Genomic DNA, 17268 nt, shown 5'->3' on the forward strand with positions numbered 1-17268 from the left:
GAATGATAAGTGCCGGTGCAGCAGATCAAAGCGCCCGCCATTGTGTGGGCGCTTTAACGCTTTGGTTTAGCCCTTATAGTTCTTTACGGCTTGGCTCAACACTTCATTCGCTACACCAGCGTCTTCTATCCCCTGCAGAACCATACCGCCGTCTTTGCCCTTGTAGTTGCTAAACCAAGTACCGACAATTTTAGATACACCATTAAACTCGCTATCCAATTGCGAAACCGACGTGATATCGGATAGTGGAGAACCTTCAGTCATGACAGCAAGTAGTTTGTCGTCTTGTTCGCCATCATCCAGCATCTTTAGTACGCCGATTAATCGAACTTCGGCGATAGAGCCTCGTGGTAAAGAGTGACCCAAGACGATGACATCAAGTGGATCTCCATCTCCGCCAAGTTCCTTCGGGAGTGCGGTGCTTGGAATCGCACCGTAGTTTGCTGGGTAGCCAAGGTAATTGACAATACGTGGTTTGCCCTTTTTGAATTCCCAAATCACTTGTGAGGTGTCGTCTTTGTTTATTTCCCACTTCTGGTTTGTACCCGTTGGAATCTCGATAATGGCATTGATCGTACCGCCAGAATTGATTGCCGGAATGGACATGAGATCGACGTTTGAAGTCAGGGTGTAAGTGTCAGTTTGAGTAACGGTGTAGTTATCTGCCGCTAGTACGGGGGAAGATGCAATAAGCAAAAAAGAAAGAAGTCGTTTTTTCATTGAATAGTCCTTTTCATAGAGTGTACGTAAATCTACGTCAGGACTATTTCAATTTTATTAACTCAACGAGAGTTCGTTATTCAGTAAATAAGGTCTCGTATTTCACAAAGGCGGTTTGAGTTTCGCCATAGTAGAGCGTGCCTTCGGCTTGAATCGCGACGCGGAGCCAACTTTCCGCTGAGGCAGGTTTGGGTAACGTAATGTACCAGTTTTGACCTGCTTGATCGGCTGAAACCATATCGATAGGTTGACCTGTTTGATCTTGGCTGTCGACCAATGAGAGTTTGATGCCCTCGAGTGGAAATTGAGACTTCAATGAGAGCTGTAGCTCAGATGGGGTGAGCTTTTCTGAACGAAACTGCACTTTAAATTCACCATTTTCCATTCCGCAAAGACCGCTGGTATATCGGCAGTTGGATTTGGCAATCAACTTATAGCTTTGCCCTTCTTTGGCTGCGTGAGGTTTCTCACTGACCGCCATATCAGCACCGAAATAGGCGATGATCGATAGAATTGGGGCGACTAATAGAGCGACTATAAAGTGCTTATTTTTGAACATCTTGGCTTCCTTGCTACAACAGACTTCGAATACGGTAACGCAAAATTTGGAATAAAAAAGCCCCAATAGGGGCTTTTGTGGTTTAGGTATTGTTATTAGTGGTCAACAGCGTCGCCAGCACCTGCAGGTACACGTACGTGTTCAACCAAGTCTTTCACTTCTTGTGGCGTTTCAGCAGTGACTTTCGACACACCGAATGCAACTATGAAGTTAAATAGAGCACCAATTGCACCGAATGCGTTTGGCTCAATGCCTAGGAACCAGTTGCTACCCCAGCTTTCTAGGTAAGTCCAATCAGCAACGAATAGGATGCCTTTGTGTTGGAATACGTAGAATAGCGTGATACTGATACCTGCAATCATACCTGCGATTGCGCCTTCTTTGTTGATGCCTTTGCTGAAGATACCCATCATTAGTGCCGGGAAGATGGACGATGCAGCAAGACCGAAGGCTAACGCTACCGTACCGGCGGCAAAGCCTGGCGGGTTGAGGCCGAGATAACCAGCCACCGCAATCGCCACCGCCATGGAGATCCGACTGGCGAGCAGCTCTTTCTTCTCAGATATATTCGGATTAATAACACCTTTGATTAAGTCGTGGGATATCGCGGACGAGATAGCCAACAATAAACCTGCTGCCGTTGATAGTGCGGCTGCTAGACCACCGGCTGCCACTAGAGCGATTACCCAGTTTGGTAGCTTCGCAATCTCAGGGTTAGCCAGTACCATGATGTCACGGTCAACTTTTAGCTCATTGGTTGCTGCGCTAGAAGTGTATTGGATGTTACCATCGCCGTTCTTATCTTCGAAACCAAGTAGACCTGTTTTCTCCCAGTTCTTGAACCAGTCTGGACGCTCATCGTAAGCAAGGTGCTGACCTGGCGCTGGATTCACTGTATCCATTAGGTTTAGACGAGCCATTGCAGATACCGCTGGAGCAGTTGTGTATAGGATAGCGATAAAGACTAGAGCCCAACCTGCTGATGTACGTGCGTCGCGTACCTTAGGTACCGTGAAGAAACGGATAATTACGTGTGGTAGACCTGCTGTACCGATCATCAGTGACATGGTGTAAACGAACATGTTCAGCGTGTCGCCACGGACTTGCGTGGTGTATTCACTAAAGCCGAGTTCGGTCACCACTTGGTCGAGCCTATCGAGTAGATAAACATCGGTGCCTTGTATGGTACTACCCAAGCCAAGCTGAGGCAGTGGGTTACCCGTCAGTTGCAGAGAGATAAAGATTGCAGGGATAGTGTAAGCTAAAATGAGTACGCAATATTGAGCAATCTGCGTGTAGGTAATGCCCTTCATGCCGCCCATTACTGCGTACATGAATACGATACACATACCGATCAGAAGACCCGTTGAGTAATCCACTTCTAGGAAACGACCGAATGCAACACCTACACCTTTCATCTGACCGATAACGTACGTGACCGATGCGATGATAAGACACACAACCGCAACGATACGTGCCGCGTTTGAGTAGAAACGCTCACCTACGAACTCTGGTACAGTAAACTTGCCGAACTTACGTAGGTAAGGCGCAAGTAGTAGTGCGAGAAGTACGTAACCGCCTGTCCAACCCATTAGGAATACAGAGCCGCCGTAACCCATAAAGGCAATTAGACCTGCCATTGAGATAAACGATGCTGCAGACATCCAGTCAGCTGCGGTTGCCATGCCGTTAGCGATAGGGTTTACACCACCGCCTGCAACATAGAACTCTTTAGTTGAACCAGCACGTGCCCAAATCGCAATACCGATGTAGAGGATAAAGGTCGCACCAACAACGAGGTAAGTGATAGTTTTCAAATCCATCTGAGTTACTCCTTACTCATCTACGCCGAATTCACGGTCAATTTGGCGCATTTTCCACGCGTAGTAGAAAATAATACCTAGGAAGGTATAGATAGAGCCTTGCTGAGCAAACCAGAAGCCTAGCTTGTAACCACCTAGTTGAAATTGATTAAGTACGTCGACAAATAAGATGCCGCAGCCAAAAGAAACGACAAACCAAACCACCATTAGGTTGATCATCAGTTTTACGTTTTTGTCCCAATAGGCTTTGGCTTTATCCTGACTTTCAAACGCCATTGCCGCCTCCTTACGATTGGTTTTGTTGTTAAGAAAATGTTTCAATATCTACATTAGCAAGGGTGGGGCAAGAACTCTTTTCAACTTTAGTCGGGGCGTATAAAACAAAAAGCGCCTAAAAATTAGGCGCTTAAATAGATCTGGTAAGAAACTGTGATGTTAATGTTGTGTTAAATTAGCCAAAAGTCTAATGTTTGCTGGTCTATTCAGCGGAAATTTACCCACCGAGATAGAAATCTTTAATTCCCATCAGCAGATTATTCACCGCTACCGCCGCCAAAATAAGCCCCATCACCCGACTAATAATCGCAGCACCAACATTGCCAATCCATTTCTGAATATGAGTCGCACCCAGTAGCAAAAGCAACGTAATCAGTAGCACCACAATCATCACGGCTGCGGTCAACCCTTGGTCGATCAGCGAATAGCGATGGTTGTCAGTAAGCATCACGATCGCCATCATTGCACCTGGTGATGCAATCGATGGAATAGCGAGTGGGTAAACCGCTAGATCAGCGAGATCGGAATGGCTGATTTCCTCACTGAGTTTTGTCTCTTGTTCAGGTTTGGACTCACCAAAAATCATGGTCAGTGCAAATAGTAACAGTACCAGCCCTCCCGCTGCTTGGAAGGCGGGTAAAGGGATTTGCATGGCTTCAAGTAAAAGCTGACCCACTACAAGGAAAAACAACAGCACCCCAGTGGCGATGCCCACCGCTTTTAACGCAACAAGTCTGCGCTGCTTAGCGGTTAAGTGATGAGTTTGTGATAGGTAGACAGGGACAGAGCCGACCGGATCAATCACGGCCCACAAAACGACGAATTGAGTGATTAAGACACTTAGCAAGAGATGTACTCCCAGAGTTAGTGAACAGAGGGGTAAATCAGATTGTTGCCTGACTCCGAGAGTTTAGCAAAGTTTACTATTAAAAAGTGTCAGGTTGGCGTCAGTTAAGCTTCAGATTCAAGCTGCTGAAGTAGAATGACAGCTTGAGTTCGGTTTTTTACCCCTAACTTCCTAAATATCGCCGTCATATGGGCTTTTATTGTCGCTTCTGAAACATTTAATTCATACGCAATCTGCTTATTGAGCAGGCCATCAGATAGCATTCCGAGGACTTTGTATTGCTGAGGCGTTAAGGTGGCAATTTTCTGAGCCAAATCGTTGCATGCCGCATTGTTGGTGATCGAACCTTCAGGGAAGAAGGGTTCACCATTGAGTACTTGATTCAGTGCGCTAACGAGCTCACGCATGTCACTTGATTTTGGAATAAAGCCAAACGCGCCATGGCTTTTCACTTGGGTGACGACCGACGGCTCTTCACTGGCAGACACCACGACAATAGGCAGATCTGGGTACTCGGCTCTCAGATGAATTAAGCCAGACATGCCATTCGCGCCAGGCATCTTGAGATCAAGCAGCAGAAGATCAGGCTCCTCTTCACGAGCGAGTACGGCAAGCAGAGCATCTAAGGAATCCGCTTCGAGCAAGTTCGCGCCGCTGACCGCCATGTGAACGGATTGAAACAGCGCATTTCGAAATAGCGGGTGATCGTCAGCGATGATGATGTTGTAGGTCGAATCCATGACGTTAAGCACTTATAACAATTTGGTTAACAGAATTATTGTCACCTTTAGCAATGTGGACAATGTTTATGCACTAAAAGTCTGAACTGTATCGGGTTTTATTAGAAAAATTGCATATAGATGAGCGAATTGCGTTTTGGAACTATAGCCGCGTCAACGTTCGCGGCAGGTTATAAGGCTTTTGGCTTATGGGTAACCTAAAGCTCATCTAGCGATAGTAAGGCTGGAAAGAGATGGTATGAGTCGTCGCGCCTTGAGTCTTCAAGGCGCGATATAAATAGCGCTTATAGGTTATGGGTGACCAAATGCGCTAAGAAAGGTTCGGCTCGCATAAAGCCGGTGACGCGTGCATTGCTGATGGCATTTCCGTTTGCGTCCCAAAAATCGATAGTAGGTAGGCCAAGCACCTTCAGTTCTTTGAGCAGCTCAATATCTTGCGGTGTATTCTTGGTGACATCGGCTTGAAGTAGAACAAAACCTTGCAACTTGCTTTCAACATCTGGCTGGTGGAAAGTGTATTTCTCAAACTCTTTACAGGCGACACACCAATCAGCGTAGAAGTCGAGCATCACCGGTTTGCCCGCTTGTTTGGCGAGCGCGAGTTGCTGATTCAACTCGGCGACATTGTTGATTCGCTGAAACTCAATGGTTGACAGCACTTGCTGCTCGCTGTGATTGCCAAACCAATAATTGAGCGCCGGTTGGGCGGACGCAAACAAGCCCAGAACGGCAATAATACCGACAGTACTCTGCTTCCAGCCGCCAAACTCTAAACTGTTCTTAATATGGTAAAGCCAACCGAATGCCGCGATACCCAGTGCCGACCACAAGCCTGTTGCCCATGCTTCCGGCAAGATGCGCTCAAGCAAGAAGATTGGCGCAGCAAGTAACACGAACCCAAATAGCGTTTTCACGCGATCCATCCAGTTGCCTGCTTTTGGTAGCAGTTTATTACCAAACACGGCAACCAACATAAGTGGAATGCCCATCCCGAGCGCAAGTGCGTAGAGCGCCACACCACCGGTGAGCAAATCGCCGCTTTGAGCTACGTAAAGAAGTGCGCCCGACAGTGGGGCGGTGGTGCAAGGTGAACAAACTAGCCCAGAAATCGCCCCCATAGTAAAGACGCCCCAAGAGCTTCCGCCTTGCTGCTTGTTGCTGAGGTTGTTGAGCCAAGTTTGTGCACTACTTGGCAGCTGAATGGTGTATAAGCCAAACATCGACAGCGCCAGCGCGACAAACAATACGCTCAAGCCAATCAAGACATAAGGGTGCTGCATGGCGGCTTGGAACTGCAAGCCTGCGGAGGCGACCACTAAACCGAGCAAGGTGTAGGTCAGCGCCATCCCTTGCACATAAATAAAGGCTAAGCCAAGTGCGCGTCGGTGGCTAAGCTTGCCGCTACCTAACACGATGCTGGTTAAAATAGGGTACATAGGCAAGACACAAGGCGTAAAAGCCAAACCCACACCAAGGGCAAGAAACAGCAGTGGTGTCCACCAACTGTCGCTAAGTTTGGCTGCTAGACTTGTTTCCTTAGACTGTGGTGCGCTTTCTTTGCTTGGAGTATTGATGGCGTCGGCTTTAGTGTCACTTTGCGCAGGGATGACATTAGACGCCGAGTCAAACTCAAAGCTGGTGACATCAATCACTCGCGTCTCTGGTGGGTAACAAAACCCCGCTTTTGCGCAGCCTTGATATTGGACAATCAAACGCGCCCCAGATTGGTAATCGGCTAGGTTAATTTCAGCAAACAGCGGTGTGGTGTAAATGTTTACATCACCGAAAAACTCATCTTTGTAGGGCTCCCCATCACGCATCTCAACCTGGGCGACATTGACATTCTCTCCCGTGACGGAAATACGATGCTGATACAGGTAGTAGTCGGGTTTTACCTGCCAATCGAGGAAGACACGATTACCTTGTTGGTAGAAATTAAACGGAAAGGCTTCATCGACAGGAACAAACGTATTGCTGTTGTTTGCAAAACTCGGACTGGAGTTGGAATTGCCAAAGAGCGCCAATGCAGGTGCAGAAACGACTGTAAAACAGAGAATAAGCAGTGATAAGGCGAAGCGCATAAATTCGTCACTTGAGTAAAATTTGGTTTATTTTAACTCAATAAGACAGGGAAGGGCGGCAATTAGTTTCATCGATAAGAAAATTACTATCAGTGATGATGTTGGGCTAGGTTTTCGCCTAGCCCGAAATCTTATGCGACGCCAAGTCGAGTGCGAACCACGCGCTCACATGCGTCGATGTTGTCGGTGTCTTTCGGGATCACCAATACCGTGTCGTTACCGCCAACGGTACCTAGGATCTCGGTATGCGGATCAATATCGACTAAGCGGGCCACTAACTGGGCGCTGCCTGGGTGTGTCTTGACCACCACCATGGCTTGGTTGTGGGTAATGAACTCTATTTGCGAAGATATCGAAGATTCGACGCGCACGGGGGCGGTCTCTACCGTAATGCAGTAGACTTTTTTGCCACACGCATTTTGCACTTTAACCACACCCAACTGTGACAACAAGCGTGACACAGTCGATTGGCTGATGCCTTCGAAACCAATGTTAATTAAGGCTTCGCGCAGTTCGTTTTGAGTGGCAAAACTCTGTTGTTGTAGCAAGCGCTTACAAGCCGCTGTCAGGGTTTTATCTTCGGTATAATCGATGTTCATAGGGTTTAGAGTTTCACTCATGGGAACTCCTCAGGTGACGTACGGATAAATCGTCCATGTAAACTTAGGCACTCCATTCTCCCTTCTGTGCCCAACGCTTGAGCGGTCACTCTATCGTGGTGACTTAGTTGAATATGGAGCCAGTTTACCACCAAAGATAGTGCGGCTTTGTGAATGGGATCGCCAAATAAAAAACTAAGTAAAATCTTGATTTTTGGTGATTTGTTCTGAATGGATTGGATATTTATCCTATTGGTTGAATAAATATCCAGCGAATCAAAGGGCTACAGGTGGTAGCCCTTGAAAAGTGAGCTTAACGTGCTTCGGCCATGATTTCGCGTGAGAATACTTTTTCACAGTAGTGACATTTCAGGTGCACGTTTTCCTGTTTTTGTTGAACTTTAAAGCGGCTTTCTACCGGTTCACCATGAGAAATACAGTTGCTGTTCGGGCACACAAACACACTTTCAATGCTCTCTGGTAGCGTTAAGTTCAGCTTGCTTACCACCTTGTACTCTTCGATTTGATTAACCGTCGCTTTTGGTGCGTAGAGTGCCAGTTGACTTGCTTGCTCTTTGGTTAAGTAGGTGTTCTCAATCTTGATCAGATCTTTTGCGCCCAACGCTGAAGATGGCAAGTTAAGACCAATCGTAATGCGCTGATTCGCTTTGTGCATTTTGAACAACTTAAGCACTTTGATACCAACGTGCGCAGGAATATGGTCAATCACAGAGCCGTTGCGGATTGCTTCTACTTGTAGTTGAGTTTCTTTCACCATGATGTCTCTCCTGCTGATTAAATGTTTTCGTTAAGAACTAGGGCAAGTAATGCTTCGCGGGCGTAGACGCCGTTTTCTGCTTGTTCGAAGTAGTAAGCATGCTTGGTTTTATCGACATCGACGGTGATCTCGTCAACACGTGGTAGAGGGTGAAGCACTTTTAGATTGTCGCGCGCGCCTTCAAGAGTGGCGGCAGTTAAGATGAACGCAGACTTCATGTGCGCGTACTCAGATTCATCAAAACGCTCTTTTTGTACGCGAGTCATGTATAACACATCCAGCTCTGGCACCACTTCTTCAATGTTGTTGTGCATGCTGAACTTGATGCCTGCTTCTTCAAGCTCTTCACAGATGTATTCTGGCATGGCCAGTGCGTCTGGTGCGATAAAGAAGAAACGTACATTGTCGAATTTCGCTAGCGCTTGAGTAAGAGAGTGTACGGTGCGGCCGTATTTCAAATCACCGACAAAGGCGACATTGAGGTTGTCTAATGTGCCTTGCGTTTCATGGATAGAGAACAGATCGAGCAGCGTTTGAGTAGGGTGTTGGTTTGCACCGTCACCGCCGTTAACAATCGGCACGCCATTAGAAAACTCAGAAGCAAGACGCGCTGCGCCTTCTTGTGGGTGACGCATCACAAACGCATCCACATACGATGAGATAACTTGAACCGAGTCCGCCAATGTCTCGCCTTTTTTCGCCAGAGACGTATTACCACCGTTGTCAAAGCCGATTACGCTGCCACCCAAACGCTCAACTGCCGTTTCAAACGATAGGCGAGTACGCGTTGAAGGCTCAAAGAAGCAGCTGGCTACTACTTTGTTTTTCAGCAATTCAGGATTGGGTTCTGCCTTTAATCTTGCTGCGGTATCGACGATAAGCTCTAGCTCTTTGCGGCTGAGCTCTGGGATGGAGATGATGTGCTTTTTAAACAATGAATGCGCCATAACAGTGTGTCCTTGTCTCAAATCAAACGTAAATTACAGACAAAAAAAAGCCCCCTAAAATAGGAGGCTTTAAAATAGAATCAATGGAGAAAATGAAACAGACAACGATCCCGATGCTGGGCGCGTTTGGTAACAACAATTTGTTGTCAGTGGCTGTGTCATTTTTGCTACTCCTTAGACAAATTGCGGAGGATTATACGCACAAAAAAACGCCTTGCAAGCGTTTGCGAAAAGTATCCAGAAATTGGATTTTTATGCGAATTTCGCATATTTTCGCTTCGTTTTCTCAGTCATTGTGAGAACTTGCTTGAAGGCGTTTGGGTCGCTATTTTGTTTCAATCTGTGTGAAAAAAAATGCGGACTTTATTCATGGAGTGATAACTCTAATCCTGCCGTCCGCATTTCCCTGCAGATTAGTCGCCTAGAGTAGCAACCATTACAGCTTTGATGGTGTGCATGCGGTTTTCTGCTTCGTCGAATACGATAGAGTGTTTAGACTCAACCACTTCGTCTGTTACTTCCACACCGTCTTTCAGTTGTGGGTATTCCGCCGCAAGCTCTTTACCAACTGTTGTGTCTTCACCGTGGAATGCTGGTAGGCAGTGCATGAATTTCACATGTGGGTTGCCTGTTGCTTTTAGCATGTCCATGTTGACTTGGTAAGGCATCATTAGGTTGATACGCTCAGCCCATGCTTCTTTCGCTTCGCCCATCGATACCCATACGTCAGTGTATAGGTAGTCACAGCCTTGAACGCCTTCTTGAACGTCTTCAGTTAGAGTGATCTTCGCACCTGTTTCTTCTGCGATTTCGCGACATGTTGCTACTAGATCTTCTTCTGGCCAGAATGCTTTTGGTGCGACTAGACGGATGTCCATGCCCATTTTCGCTGCGCCAACCATTAGAGAGTTACCCATGTTGTTGCGCGCATCACCTAGGTAAGCAAACTTCATTTCGTGTAGCTGTTTACCACGGCCGTGTTCCATCATAGTTAGGAAGTCAGCTAGGATTTGAGTTGGGTGGAATTCGTCTGTTAGGCCGTTCCATACTGGCACGCCAGCGTAAGCGCCTAGCTCTTCAACGATTTCTTGACCGAAACCACGGTACTCGATGCCGTCATACATGCGGCCAAGAACGCGTGCTGTATCTTTCATTGACTCTTTGTGACCGATTTGAGAACCCGATGGGCCTAAGTAAGAAACTTGAGCGCCTTGGTCAAATGCTGCAACTTCAAATGCACAACGTGTACGAGTTGATGTTTTCTCGAAGATTAGGGCAATGTTTTTGCCTTTTAGACGAGGTTGCTCATAGCCGTTGTATTTTGCTTTTTTTAATTCCGCAGATAGATCCAAGAAGTGTTGGATTTCACGTGGAGTAAAGTCTAGTAGTTTTAGGAAGTTACGGTTGCGTAGGTTGAAAGCCATGATGTTTTCCTTCTTAGGGTTTTAGCGCTCTCTTATTGCAGGGAAAGAGGTAAGAAAACGCAGAAATTAATAGTGTTTGTTGCTTTAAGTGTTTGCCACAGTGGGGAGCGAGGCATGAGTGTCATGATTCAACGAGGGTCGACCTCTCGATGTCTCGCTCCAGCTATGGGGTAATAATTCGTTTAGCCTTTCGTGATATTGGTGCCTGCGGTGCCTTGAAGGATGCGTAAGCCATCTTCCAAAGAGCCGATACCGACCACTTTTCCGCCTTGCTTGATGAACTCGCACGAGGCTTCGATTTTTGGTCCCATGGAACCTGCATCAAACTCGTATTTCGCTAGTTCAGTTGGCGTTGTGCCGCGCAGTGCGTGCTGTGTTGGTTTACCCCAATCTAGGTAAACAGCATCAGCGTCAGTCAGGATAAGCAGTGCATCTGCATCAAGCTGTTTCGCGAGGAACGCAGCAGACATGTCTTTATCGATTACCGCTTCAACACCCACCAGTTTGCCGTTTTCGCGCTTCACTGGGATGCCGCCGCCGCCAGTACAAATCACCAAGTGGCCTTGTTCAATAAGCGCTGTGATCGCTTCGTGCTCGATGATGCCTGTTGGTTGTGGGCTAGGTACCACGCGGCGGAAGTGCTTGCCGTCTGGCTTGATGGTCCAGTGGTATTTCTCAGCCAGTTCACGTGCTTCGGCTTCTTCGTAAATTGGACCAATTGGCTTCGTTGGGTCCGCAAATGCTGGGTCGTTTGGATCCACGGTCATTTGCGTTAGCATGCAAGTTGCGTTGACGTTCGGCATTTGGTTTTTGAACTCTTGCATTAGCATGTAACCGATCATGCCTTGCGTTTCGCTGCCTAGTACATCAAGTGGGTAAGGGGCGACTTTTTTGTATTCCAAACCTTGCAGTGCCAATAAGCCAACTTGTGGGCCGTTACCATGAACAAGTACCACGTTGTACTCTTGGGCGATTTCAGAAATGGTCTTAACCGCGATTTCGATATTGTGGCGTTGTACTTCTGCTTCTAATGGCTCACCGCGACGAAGTAGAGCGTTACCACCTAGTGCTACAACAACTGTTTGTTTTGTCATGTTGAAAATCTCTCTGCAGGGGGCGAGAGCCAGAACTCTCGCCTTTTAATCACTTACTTAGATGCCGTCACGTTCGATTGGGCAGCTCATGCAGCGAGCGCCGCCGCGACCACGACCTAGCTCATCACCTGGGATAGGTAGAACTGTGATGCCTGCTTTGTCGTATTTTTCGTTGGTGTAAGTGTTGCCTTCGTAGCCAATAACAACGCCTGGTTTCACGGTTAGAACGTTGTTTGCATCGTTCCACTGTTCACGTTCTGCGTGGAAGTTGTCACCACCTGTTGTGATTAGGTTTAGCTTGTCTACGCCCAGTGCTTTCTCGATAGCGGTAACGAAGTAGCCTTCTTCTTTCACGTTGACAGCGCCAGACTCATCGCCAGTTAGGCTCCAACATTTCACATCTTTGCGAACCACTTCTGGGTAAACCGAGAAGGTGTCTTCGTTCATGTGTGTCATTACTGTGTCTAAGTGCATGCAAGAGCGGTGTTTTGGTAGCTCCATTGCGATGATTTGTTTTGCTTGACCATGTTTGAATAGGCTAGATGCCAAGTGCTCAACACCTTGAGCCGTTGTACGCTCAGACATACCGATAAGAACAGTGCCACGACCGATAACAAGAACGTCTCCGCCTTCGATGGTTGAGTTGTCGTAGTTAATGCTCTCTTCATCGCCGAAGTACTTAATGAAGTCTTGGCCAGCGAATGTTGGGTGCCAGCGGTAGATTGCGCGAACATGGTTTGTTTCGCGTTGACGAGCTGGTTTCGCCATTGGGTTGATTGATACGCCGCCGTATACCCAGCAAGACGTATCGCGAGTGAATAGGTGGTTTGGTAGAGGTTCAATAATGAAGTCTGTTGGCGCATGTAGGCCTTGCATCATTGAAGAAGACTTCATTGGCATCTCTGCGTAAGAAAGGCCACCCGTTAGAATTTTTGCTAGCTCTAGGTTTGGAAGATCACCTAGGTAGCAACGAACGTCATTGGCGAATGTTTTACCCAAACGGTAGTCTGATACTTGGCGGTTTAGTAACCATTCTTTCGCTTCTGGCACGGCTAGCGTATCGGCTAGTAGGTCAGTAAGAAGAAGAACTTCAACACCTTGATCGCGTAGAGTTTGAGTAAATACGTCATGTTCTTTACCTGCACGCTCTACTGCCAACACGTCATCAAATAGCAGATCGTGACAGTTAGATGGTGTTAGGTGAGTCAGAGCTCGTCTAGGGCGGTGAACAAGAACGCGACGTAATTGACCGATTTCAGAACCTACGTAAAACTTACTCATGATCGTATCTCTCTTATTTTTAATTAGCTTTTAAATAAAGCTAATATTTAATTTGTAGGGAAAAGAAGCGTGAATTTATTTATTCACTTATTTGTTCTGGAATTAATATTACGCCTCTCTGGGGAGGAATCTTAGAGATCGCTCACAATTCATTTTTTATGCTCAAAGCCCCGTATTTAAAGGGTTTTAACAATATCTATGCACTTGTTATTTCGCTGTGAACACCCTAATCACGCATTATTTGGGGAAGTTTATGCATGAAATATTCACCAAGGTTTGTTGTTAGGTGTAGAAAGGGAAATGTATTCAAAAATAATTGCGTGATAAAAAAGTGAATAGGTTAGAAATATGCACTCAAACTTTCTAGATAAGTGTTTTTTAGGTCGAAATTAATCCTCTGGTAACAAATGTTTTGTTGGTAACTTATACATAGATCACAAAACTCAGTTTGCCAGTTCCTAGAAATATTCTGTTTGAAATGAATAAAACTGTGCCATGAAGATAAAATATCTAATATAAAAACGTTCTGTTATTTACTCTTTTTATTTGTTATCGCTATAACCTTGATGGCAACGCTATTTAGCGTGGCTTAGCTGCCAGATGAAGGGATAACTTTAGGTGATTGATTCGTAAAGGGAGAGGCGTGAAAAACGCTGGATTCGCGTCATTGAAGATGTGTTCGACTTTGCGGGCAACGGTGATTAGGCCAAATAAAAAAGCCGCACAAGGCGGCTTTTGAGTAAGGCTCGCTGTTCTGTGAGCCTGGGCAAGGAAAAGTCAGTGTTAGATGATTGCACCGATACTGAGTACTGCGATGCAGAACAGAGCTAGAATCGCAAGCAGTGGCGCTACCCATTTTACGTAACGGACGTAAGGAACTCGGGCAATCGCAAGGCCACCCATGACCACTGCCGACGTTGGAGTCACTAGGTTCACCAGGCCAGAAGCAGATTGGTACGCCGTTACAACCAGGTCGCGACCTACGCCTGCAAAGTCAGCCAATGGCGCCATAATTGGCATGGTCAATACCGCCAGACCTGAGCTTGAAGGCACTAGGAATGACAACAGTACTTCAAGGAAGAACATTACGTTGATGAACACAACAGACGATAGACCAGTCACCATTTGCTCAGCTGAGAACAGAATCGTGTCAGTGATCATACCGCGGTCCATGACCACTACGATACCACGTGCGATACCAATGATTAGCGCAACACCAAGTAGGTCACGAGCGCCGTCAATAAAGCTGTTGGTAAACTCTTCTTCGCTCATACGAGCAACCAGACCAATGATGATGGTTGATGCTAGGAACATCGCTGAGATCTCAGCCATCCACCAACCTGCAACTGATACACCGTAGATCATGACCGCGAACGAAGCACCAAAGATACTTAGGATAAGCTTGCGAGTTCCGGTGAATTCTAAGCGCTCGCCAGTTTGGTTACCTAGGAAGTGAGCTTTGTTTTCTTCGTATTTATCGTAAACCACAGACGTTGTTGGGTCGTTGCGAACCATACGAGCATAACGCATCACGTAAGCGACACAGATAACCCAACCGATTAGCAGAGCGATAACACGTAGCACGATGCCATCTGTAAATGGAATACCTGCTGCGTTTGCCGCGATAACGGTGGCGAATGGGTTGATTGTAGAACCTAGAGTACCAATACCCGCGCCAAGTAAAACAGTAGCTGCAGCAACTAGAGGGTCAAAGCGCGCCGCCATCATGACTGGAACAAGTAGGGTATAGAAAGGCAATGATTCTTCTGCCATACCATAAACGGTACCGCCGGCCGCAAACAGTGCCATCAAGATAGGTATCATCAACTCTTCACGACCTTTTAAGCGATCGGTCACGCGTTCGATACCAGCATCAATGGCCCCTGTTTTGGTTACAAGTCCAAGGAAGCCACCGATGATCAAAATAAATAGTGAAACGTCAATCGCCGCAGCTTCGTAGCTATTGTGGTCATAGAAACCATCAATCGGTGCAAGAAGTACGTCAATCACGCCTTGAGGGTTACCGTCTACCGGTTGATAGGTGCCAGTAACAGGGACTTCTCGACCTAAGTCTTCATTCATTACGCGATCATATTGACCTGCTGGCACTATCCATGTCAGTAGAGCAACCAGTGCAATCAGTACGAAAAGAATTGTATAGGCGGAAGGGAATTTAAAGTTGGCAAAGAAGCCACCTTTTTTTTCTTCAGTAGGTACAGTTTGGGTTGTCATGGTGATCTCCTTACTTTTATTTATGTGTCCACAAATAAAAGTGAATCAGCGACTATTAGATTTAAAAAATAAATAACTTAGGGAATAAGTTATTGGTAAATTTGTTTTTATTTAATTAGGAACTTATTAGCTCTTGTGGGTTATTTTAAAATGTCATTCACTCTGTAACTTTGGTGATCTTCACAAAAATATTCAGTAAAAAATAGGTGGTGTGATGAGTGGTTTTTTTATGTGGTTAATTGGTTAGAAAGAAGGGATTTCTATGCCGAAGGATTGATGTAAACCCTTTTGTCAGGGGCGGTAAACCAGTAAAAAAAAGATAGGTGGGAATTTTATTCAAAGCGGCGGATTTAAATGCACAAAGAACTTTCGAGAACTTTTTTGATTAATATCAAACTTGATTTGTGACCTAGGTTTTTTTACTAAGGATGAAATAAAAAAAGAGGAGCCGAAGCTCCTCTATCAGACATTGGTGAGTCTAAATAAATAGACTGCCGAACGTAAAGCCTAGTGCAACGGCAGAGGCAATCGTCACTACTCCTGGAATAAAGAACGGGTGGTTAAAGACATAGCTACCAATGCGTGTTGAGCCTGTGTCGTCCATCTCAACCGCGGCAAGCAGCGTTGGGTAAGTTGGCAGTACAAACAGTGCACTCACTGCTGCAAAAGAAGCAACGGCTGTCAGCGGGGCAACACCGATTGCGAGTGCTGCTGGCATGAGCGCGACAGTGGTTGCACCTTGTGAGTAAAGCAGCATGGATGCAAAGAATAGAACCAACGCAAGCATCCAAGGGTAGTCTGCCAATAGCGCGCCAGCGACTTCTTTAATGCCGTCAACGTGCGCATTAACGAACGTTGAGCCTAGCCATGCCACACCGAGAACACACACACAAGCTGTCATACCAGAGCGGAATGTTGCAGCCGATGGAATTTTTGCCGCGTCAATTTTAGTGATCATCACGATTGCTGCTGCAGCCGCCAACATTACCGTCATGATGGCTTCGTTACGTCCTAGTGCAGGGTCAACGATCAGCCCTACAGACTTAGAAATGGCGGCTGCGTAGCAAACAACAAAGCCAATTGCCGCAAGGAAGATGTAGGTGGCTGTCTTCGCCGTAGGCAAGATCTCACGTTTTGTTTCCGTCGATAGCTTGATGAGTCCTTTTTCTAGACGATCTTGATAAATCGGATCATCTTTCAACTCACTGCCCATAAAGTTCGCTACAAACGCACCAATCATACAAGCGACAAAAGTGGTTGGAATACAAACCGCAAGCAGCGTTAGGTAGTCAACACCCATTGGCGCAAGCATCGCCGCAAACGCAACTACCGCTGCAGAGATTGGCGAAGCCGTAATCGCGATTTGTGATGCGACAACCGCGATAGAAAGCGGGCGAGACGGACGTACGCCTTGGCCTTTCGCAACTTCTGCGATCACTGGTAAGGTTGAAAACGCAGTGTGGCCAGTGCCTGCCATTAGCGTCATTAGGAAAGTGACAATCGGCGCGTAAAAGGTGATGCGCTCAGGGTGCTTACGCAAAAAGTTTTCTGCCACTTGTACTAACCAGTCCATACCACCAGCAACCTGCATCGCTGCGATTGCGGTAATCACTGACATGATAATTAAGATGACATCGATCGGAATAAACGCTTGGCTAGTAGGAACACCCAAGACCAGTGATAGGGCTATCACACCCGCACCACCTGCTAAACCAATACCGATACCACCAATTCTTGCTCCCAAATAGATGAAGAGCAGAACGACGATGAGTTCGACTGCTACCATATTGTTACCTCATAAAGTGTATTTTGATTTTAATTATCTAAACACTCTGCTCTGCGGTTGAATGTTTAAATAATGAGGCTC

At 46.5% G+C, this 17268-nt stretch carries 15 protein-coding genes; all 15 read right to left on the reverse strand.

Going from position 1 to position 17268, the window contains the following annotated elements; translation table 11 throughout:
* Positions 1–66 precede the first annotated feature (66 nt).
* Positions 67–720, reverse strand: coding sequence for an inorganic diphosphatase (locus ACUALS_RS01170; protein ID WP_005471144.1), 654 nt, complete (start codon positions 718–720; stop codon positions 67–69).
* Between the two features lie 76 nt (positions 721–796).
* Positions 797–1279 carry a hypothetical protein gene (locus ACUALS_RS01175; protein WP_038192714.1) on the reverse strand — a complete coding sequence of 161 codons (483 nt, stop codon included), beginning with the start codon at positions 1277–1279 and terminating at the stop codon, positions 797–799.
* A 95-nt stretch (positions 1280–1374) separates the two neighbouring features.
* Positions 1375–3102: a sodium:solute symporter family protein gene (locus tag ACUALS_RS01180; protein ID WP_038139211.1), complete on the reverse strand. Its 1728-nt coding sequence runs from the start codon at positions 3100–3102 to the stop codon at positions 1375–1377.
* Positions 3103–3114: 12 nt separating this feature from the next.
* Entirely contained in the window at positions 3115–3378 is a 264-nt protein-coding gene (locus ACUALS_RS01185; protein WP_005470918.1) for a DUF4212 domain-containing protein, read from the reverse strand.
* A 217-nt stretch (positions 3379–3595) separates the two neighbouring features.
* Positions 3596–4225, reverse strand: coding sequence for a MarC family protein (locus tag ACUALS_RS01190; RefSeq protein ID WP_039473089.1), 630 nt, complete (start codon positions 4223–4225; stop codon positions 3596–3598).
* A gap of 104 nt (positions 4226–4329) precedes the next feature.
* Positions 4330–4965, reverse strand: a complete 636-nt coding sequence (locus ACUALS_RS01195) for a response regulator transcription factor (RefSeq protein ID WP_005471143.1) — start codon at positions 4963–4965, stop codon at positions 4330–4332.
* 284 nt (positions 4966–5249) lie between these two features.
* A complete protein-coding gene (locus ACUALS_RS01200) occupies positions 5250–7046 on the reverse strand; it encodes a protein-disulfide reductase DsbD (protein WP_454448699.1) in 1797 nt (598 codons plus the stop codon).
* A gap of 131 nt (positions 7047–7177) precedes the next feature.
* Positions 7178–7666, reverse strand: a complete 489-nt coding sequence (locus ACUALS_RS01205; protein WP_005471135.1) for an arginine repressor — start codon at positions 7664–7666, stop codon at positions 7178–7180.
* Between the two features lie 292 nt (positions 7667–7958).
* Entirely contained in the window at positions 7959–8423 is a 465-nt protein-coding gene (pyrI, locus tag ACUALS_RS01210) for an aspartate carbamoyltransferase regulatory subunit (protein WP_038139221.1), read from the reverse strand.
* A 17-nt stretch (positions 8424–8440) separates the two neighbouring features.
* Positions 8441–9370 carry an aspartate carbamoyltransferase gene (gene pyrB / locus ACUALS_RS01215; protein ID WP_005470974.1) on the reverse strand — a complete coding sequence of 310 codons (930 nt, stop codon included), beginning with the start codon at positions 9368–9370 and terminating at the stop codon, positions 8441–8443.
* Positions 9371–9783: 413 nt separating this feature from the next.
* Entirely contained in the window at positions 9784–10794 is a 1011-nt protein-coding gene (locus tag ACUALS_RS01220; protein ID WP_454448700.1) for an ornithine carbamoyltransferase, read from the reverse strand.
* Between the two features lie 182 nt (positions 10795–10976).
* Positions 10977–11888: a carbamate kinase gene (arcC, locus tag ACUALS_RS01225; protein WP_005471046.1), complete on the reverse strand. Its 912-nt coding sequence runs from the start codon at positions 11886–11888 to the stop codon at positions 10977–10979.
* A gap of 57 nt (positions 11889–11945) precedes the next feature.
* Positions 11946–13169, reverse strand: a complete 1224-nt coding sequence (gene arcA, locus ACUALS_RS01230) for an arginine deiminase (RefSeq protein ID WP_005470929.1) — start codon at positions 13167–13169, stop codon at positions 11946–11948.
* Positions 13170–13952: 783 nt separating this feature from the next.
* Positions 13953–15401 carry a YfcC family protein gene (locus ACUALS_RS01235; RefSeq protein ID WP_038139230.1) on the reverse strand — a complete coding sequence of 483 codons (1449 nt, stop codon included), beginning with the start codon at positions 15399–15401 and terminating at the stop codon, positions 13953–13955.
* Between the two features lie 478 nt (positions 15402–15879).
* Positions 15880–17187, reverse strand: coding sequence for an anaerobic C4-dicarboxylate transporter (locus tag ACUALS_RS01240; protein ID WP_005471049.1), 1308 nt, complete (start codon positions 17185–17187; stop codon positions 15880–15882).
* Between the last annotated feature and the right edge of the window lie 81 nt (positions 17188–17268).

The sequence above is a fragment of the Vibrio sp. NH-7 genome (assembly GCF_053643215.1).

What these genes read in the sequence shown, in the direction of transcription:
- ACUALS_RS01205 (WP_005471135.1), bottom strand. Translation starts at nt 7,666, where the DNA reads ATGAGTGAAACTCTAAACCCTATGAACATCGATTATACCGAAGATAAA.
- arcA (WP_005470929.1), bottom strand. Translation starts at nt 13,169, where the DNA reads ATGAGTAAGTTTTACGTAGGTTCTGAAATCGGTCAATTACGTCGCGTT.
- ACUALS_RS01180 (WP_038139211.1), bottom strand. Translation starts at nt 3,102, where the DNA reads ATGGATTTGAAAACTATCACTTACCTCGTTGTTGGTGCGACCTTTATC.
- pyrB (WP_005470974.1), bottom strand. Translation starts at nt 9,370, where the DNA reads ATGGCGCATTCATTGTTTAAAAAGCACATCATCTCCATCCCAGAGCTC.
- ACUALS_RS01240 (WP_005471049.1), bottom strand. Translation starts at nt 17,187, where the DNA reads ATGGTAGCAGTCGAACTCATCGTCGTTCTGCTCTTCATCTATTTGGGA.
- ACUALS_RS01235 (WP_038139230.1), bottom strand. Translation starts at nt 15,401, where the DNA reads ATGACAACCCAAACTGTACCTACTGAAGAAAAAAAAGGTGGCTTCTTT.
- ACUALS_RS01220 (WP_454448700.1), bottom strand. Translation starts at nt 10,794, where the DNA reads ATGGCTTTCAACCTACGCAACCGTAACTTCCTAAAACTACTAGACTTT.
- arcC (WP_005471046.1), bottom strand. Translation starts at nt 11,888, where the DNA reads ATGACAAAACAAACAGTTGTTGTAGCACTAGGTGGTAACGCTCTACTT.
- ACUALS_RS01185 (WP_005470918.1), bottom strand. Translation starts at nt 3,378, where the DNA reads ATGGCGTTTGAAAGTCAGGATAAAGCCAAAGCCTATTGGGACAAAAAC.
- ACUALS_RS01200 (WP_454448699.1), bottom strand. Translation starts at nt 7,046, where the DNA reads ATGCGCTTCGCCTTATCACTGCTTATTCTCTGTTTTACAGTCGTTTCT.
- ACUALS_RS01170 (WP_005471144.1), bottom strand. Translation starts at nt 720, where the DNA reads ATGAAAAAACGACTTCTTTCTTTTTTGCTTATTGCATCTTCCCCCGTA.
- ACUALS_RS01195 (WP_005471143.1), bottom strand. Translation starts at nt 4,965, where the DNA reads ATGGATTCGACCTACAACATCATCATCGCTGACGATCACCCGCTATTT.
- ACUALS_RS01175 (WP_038192714.1), bottom strand. Translation starts at nt 1,279, where the DNA reads ATGTTCAAAAATAAGCACTTTATAGTCGCTCTATTAGTCGCCCCAATT.
- pyrI (WP_038139221.1), bottom strand. Translation starts at nt 8,423, where the DNA reads ATGGTGAAAGAAACTCAACTACAAGTAGAAGCAATCCGCAACGGCTCT.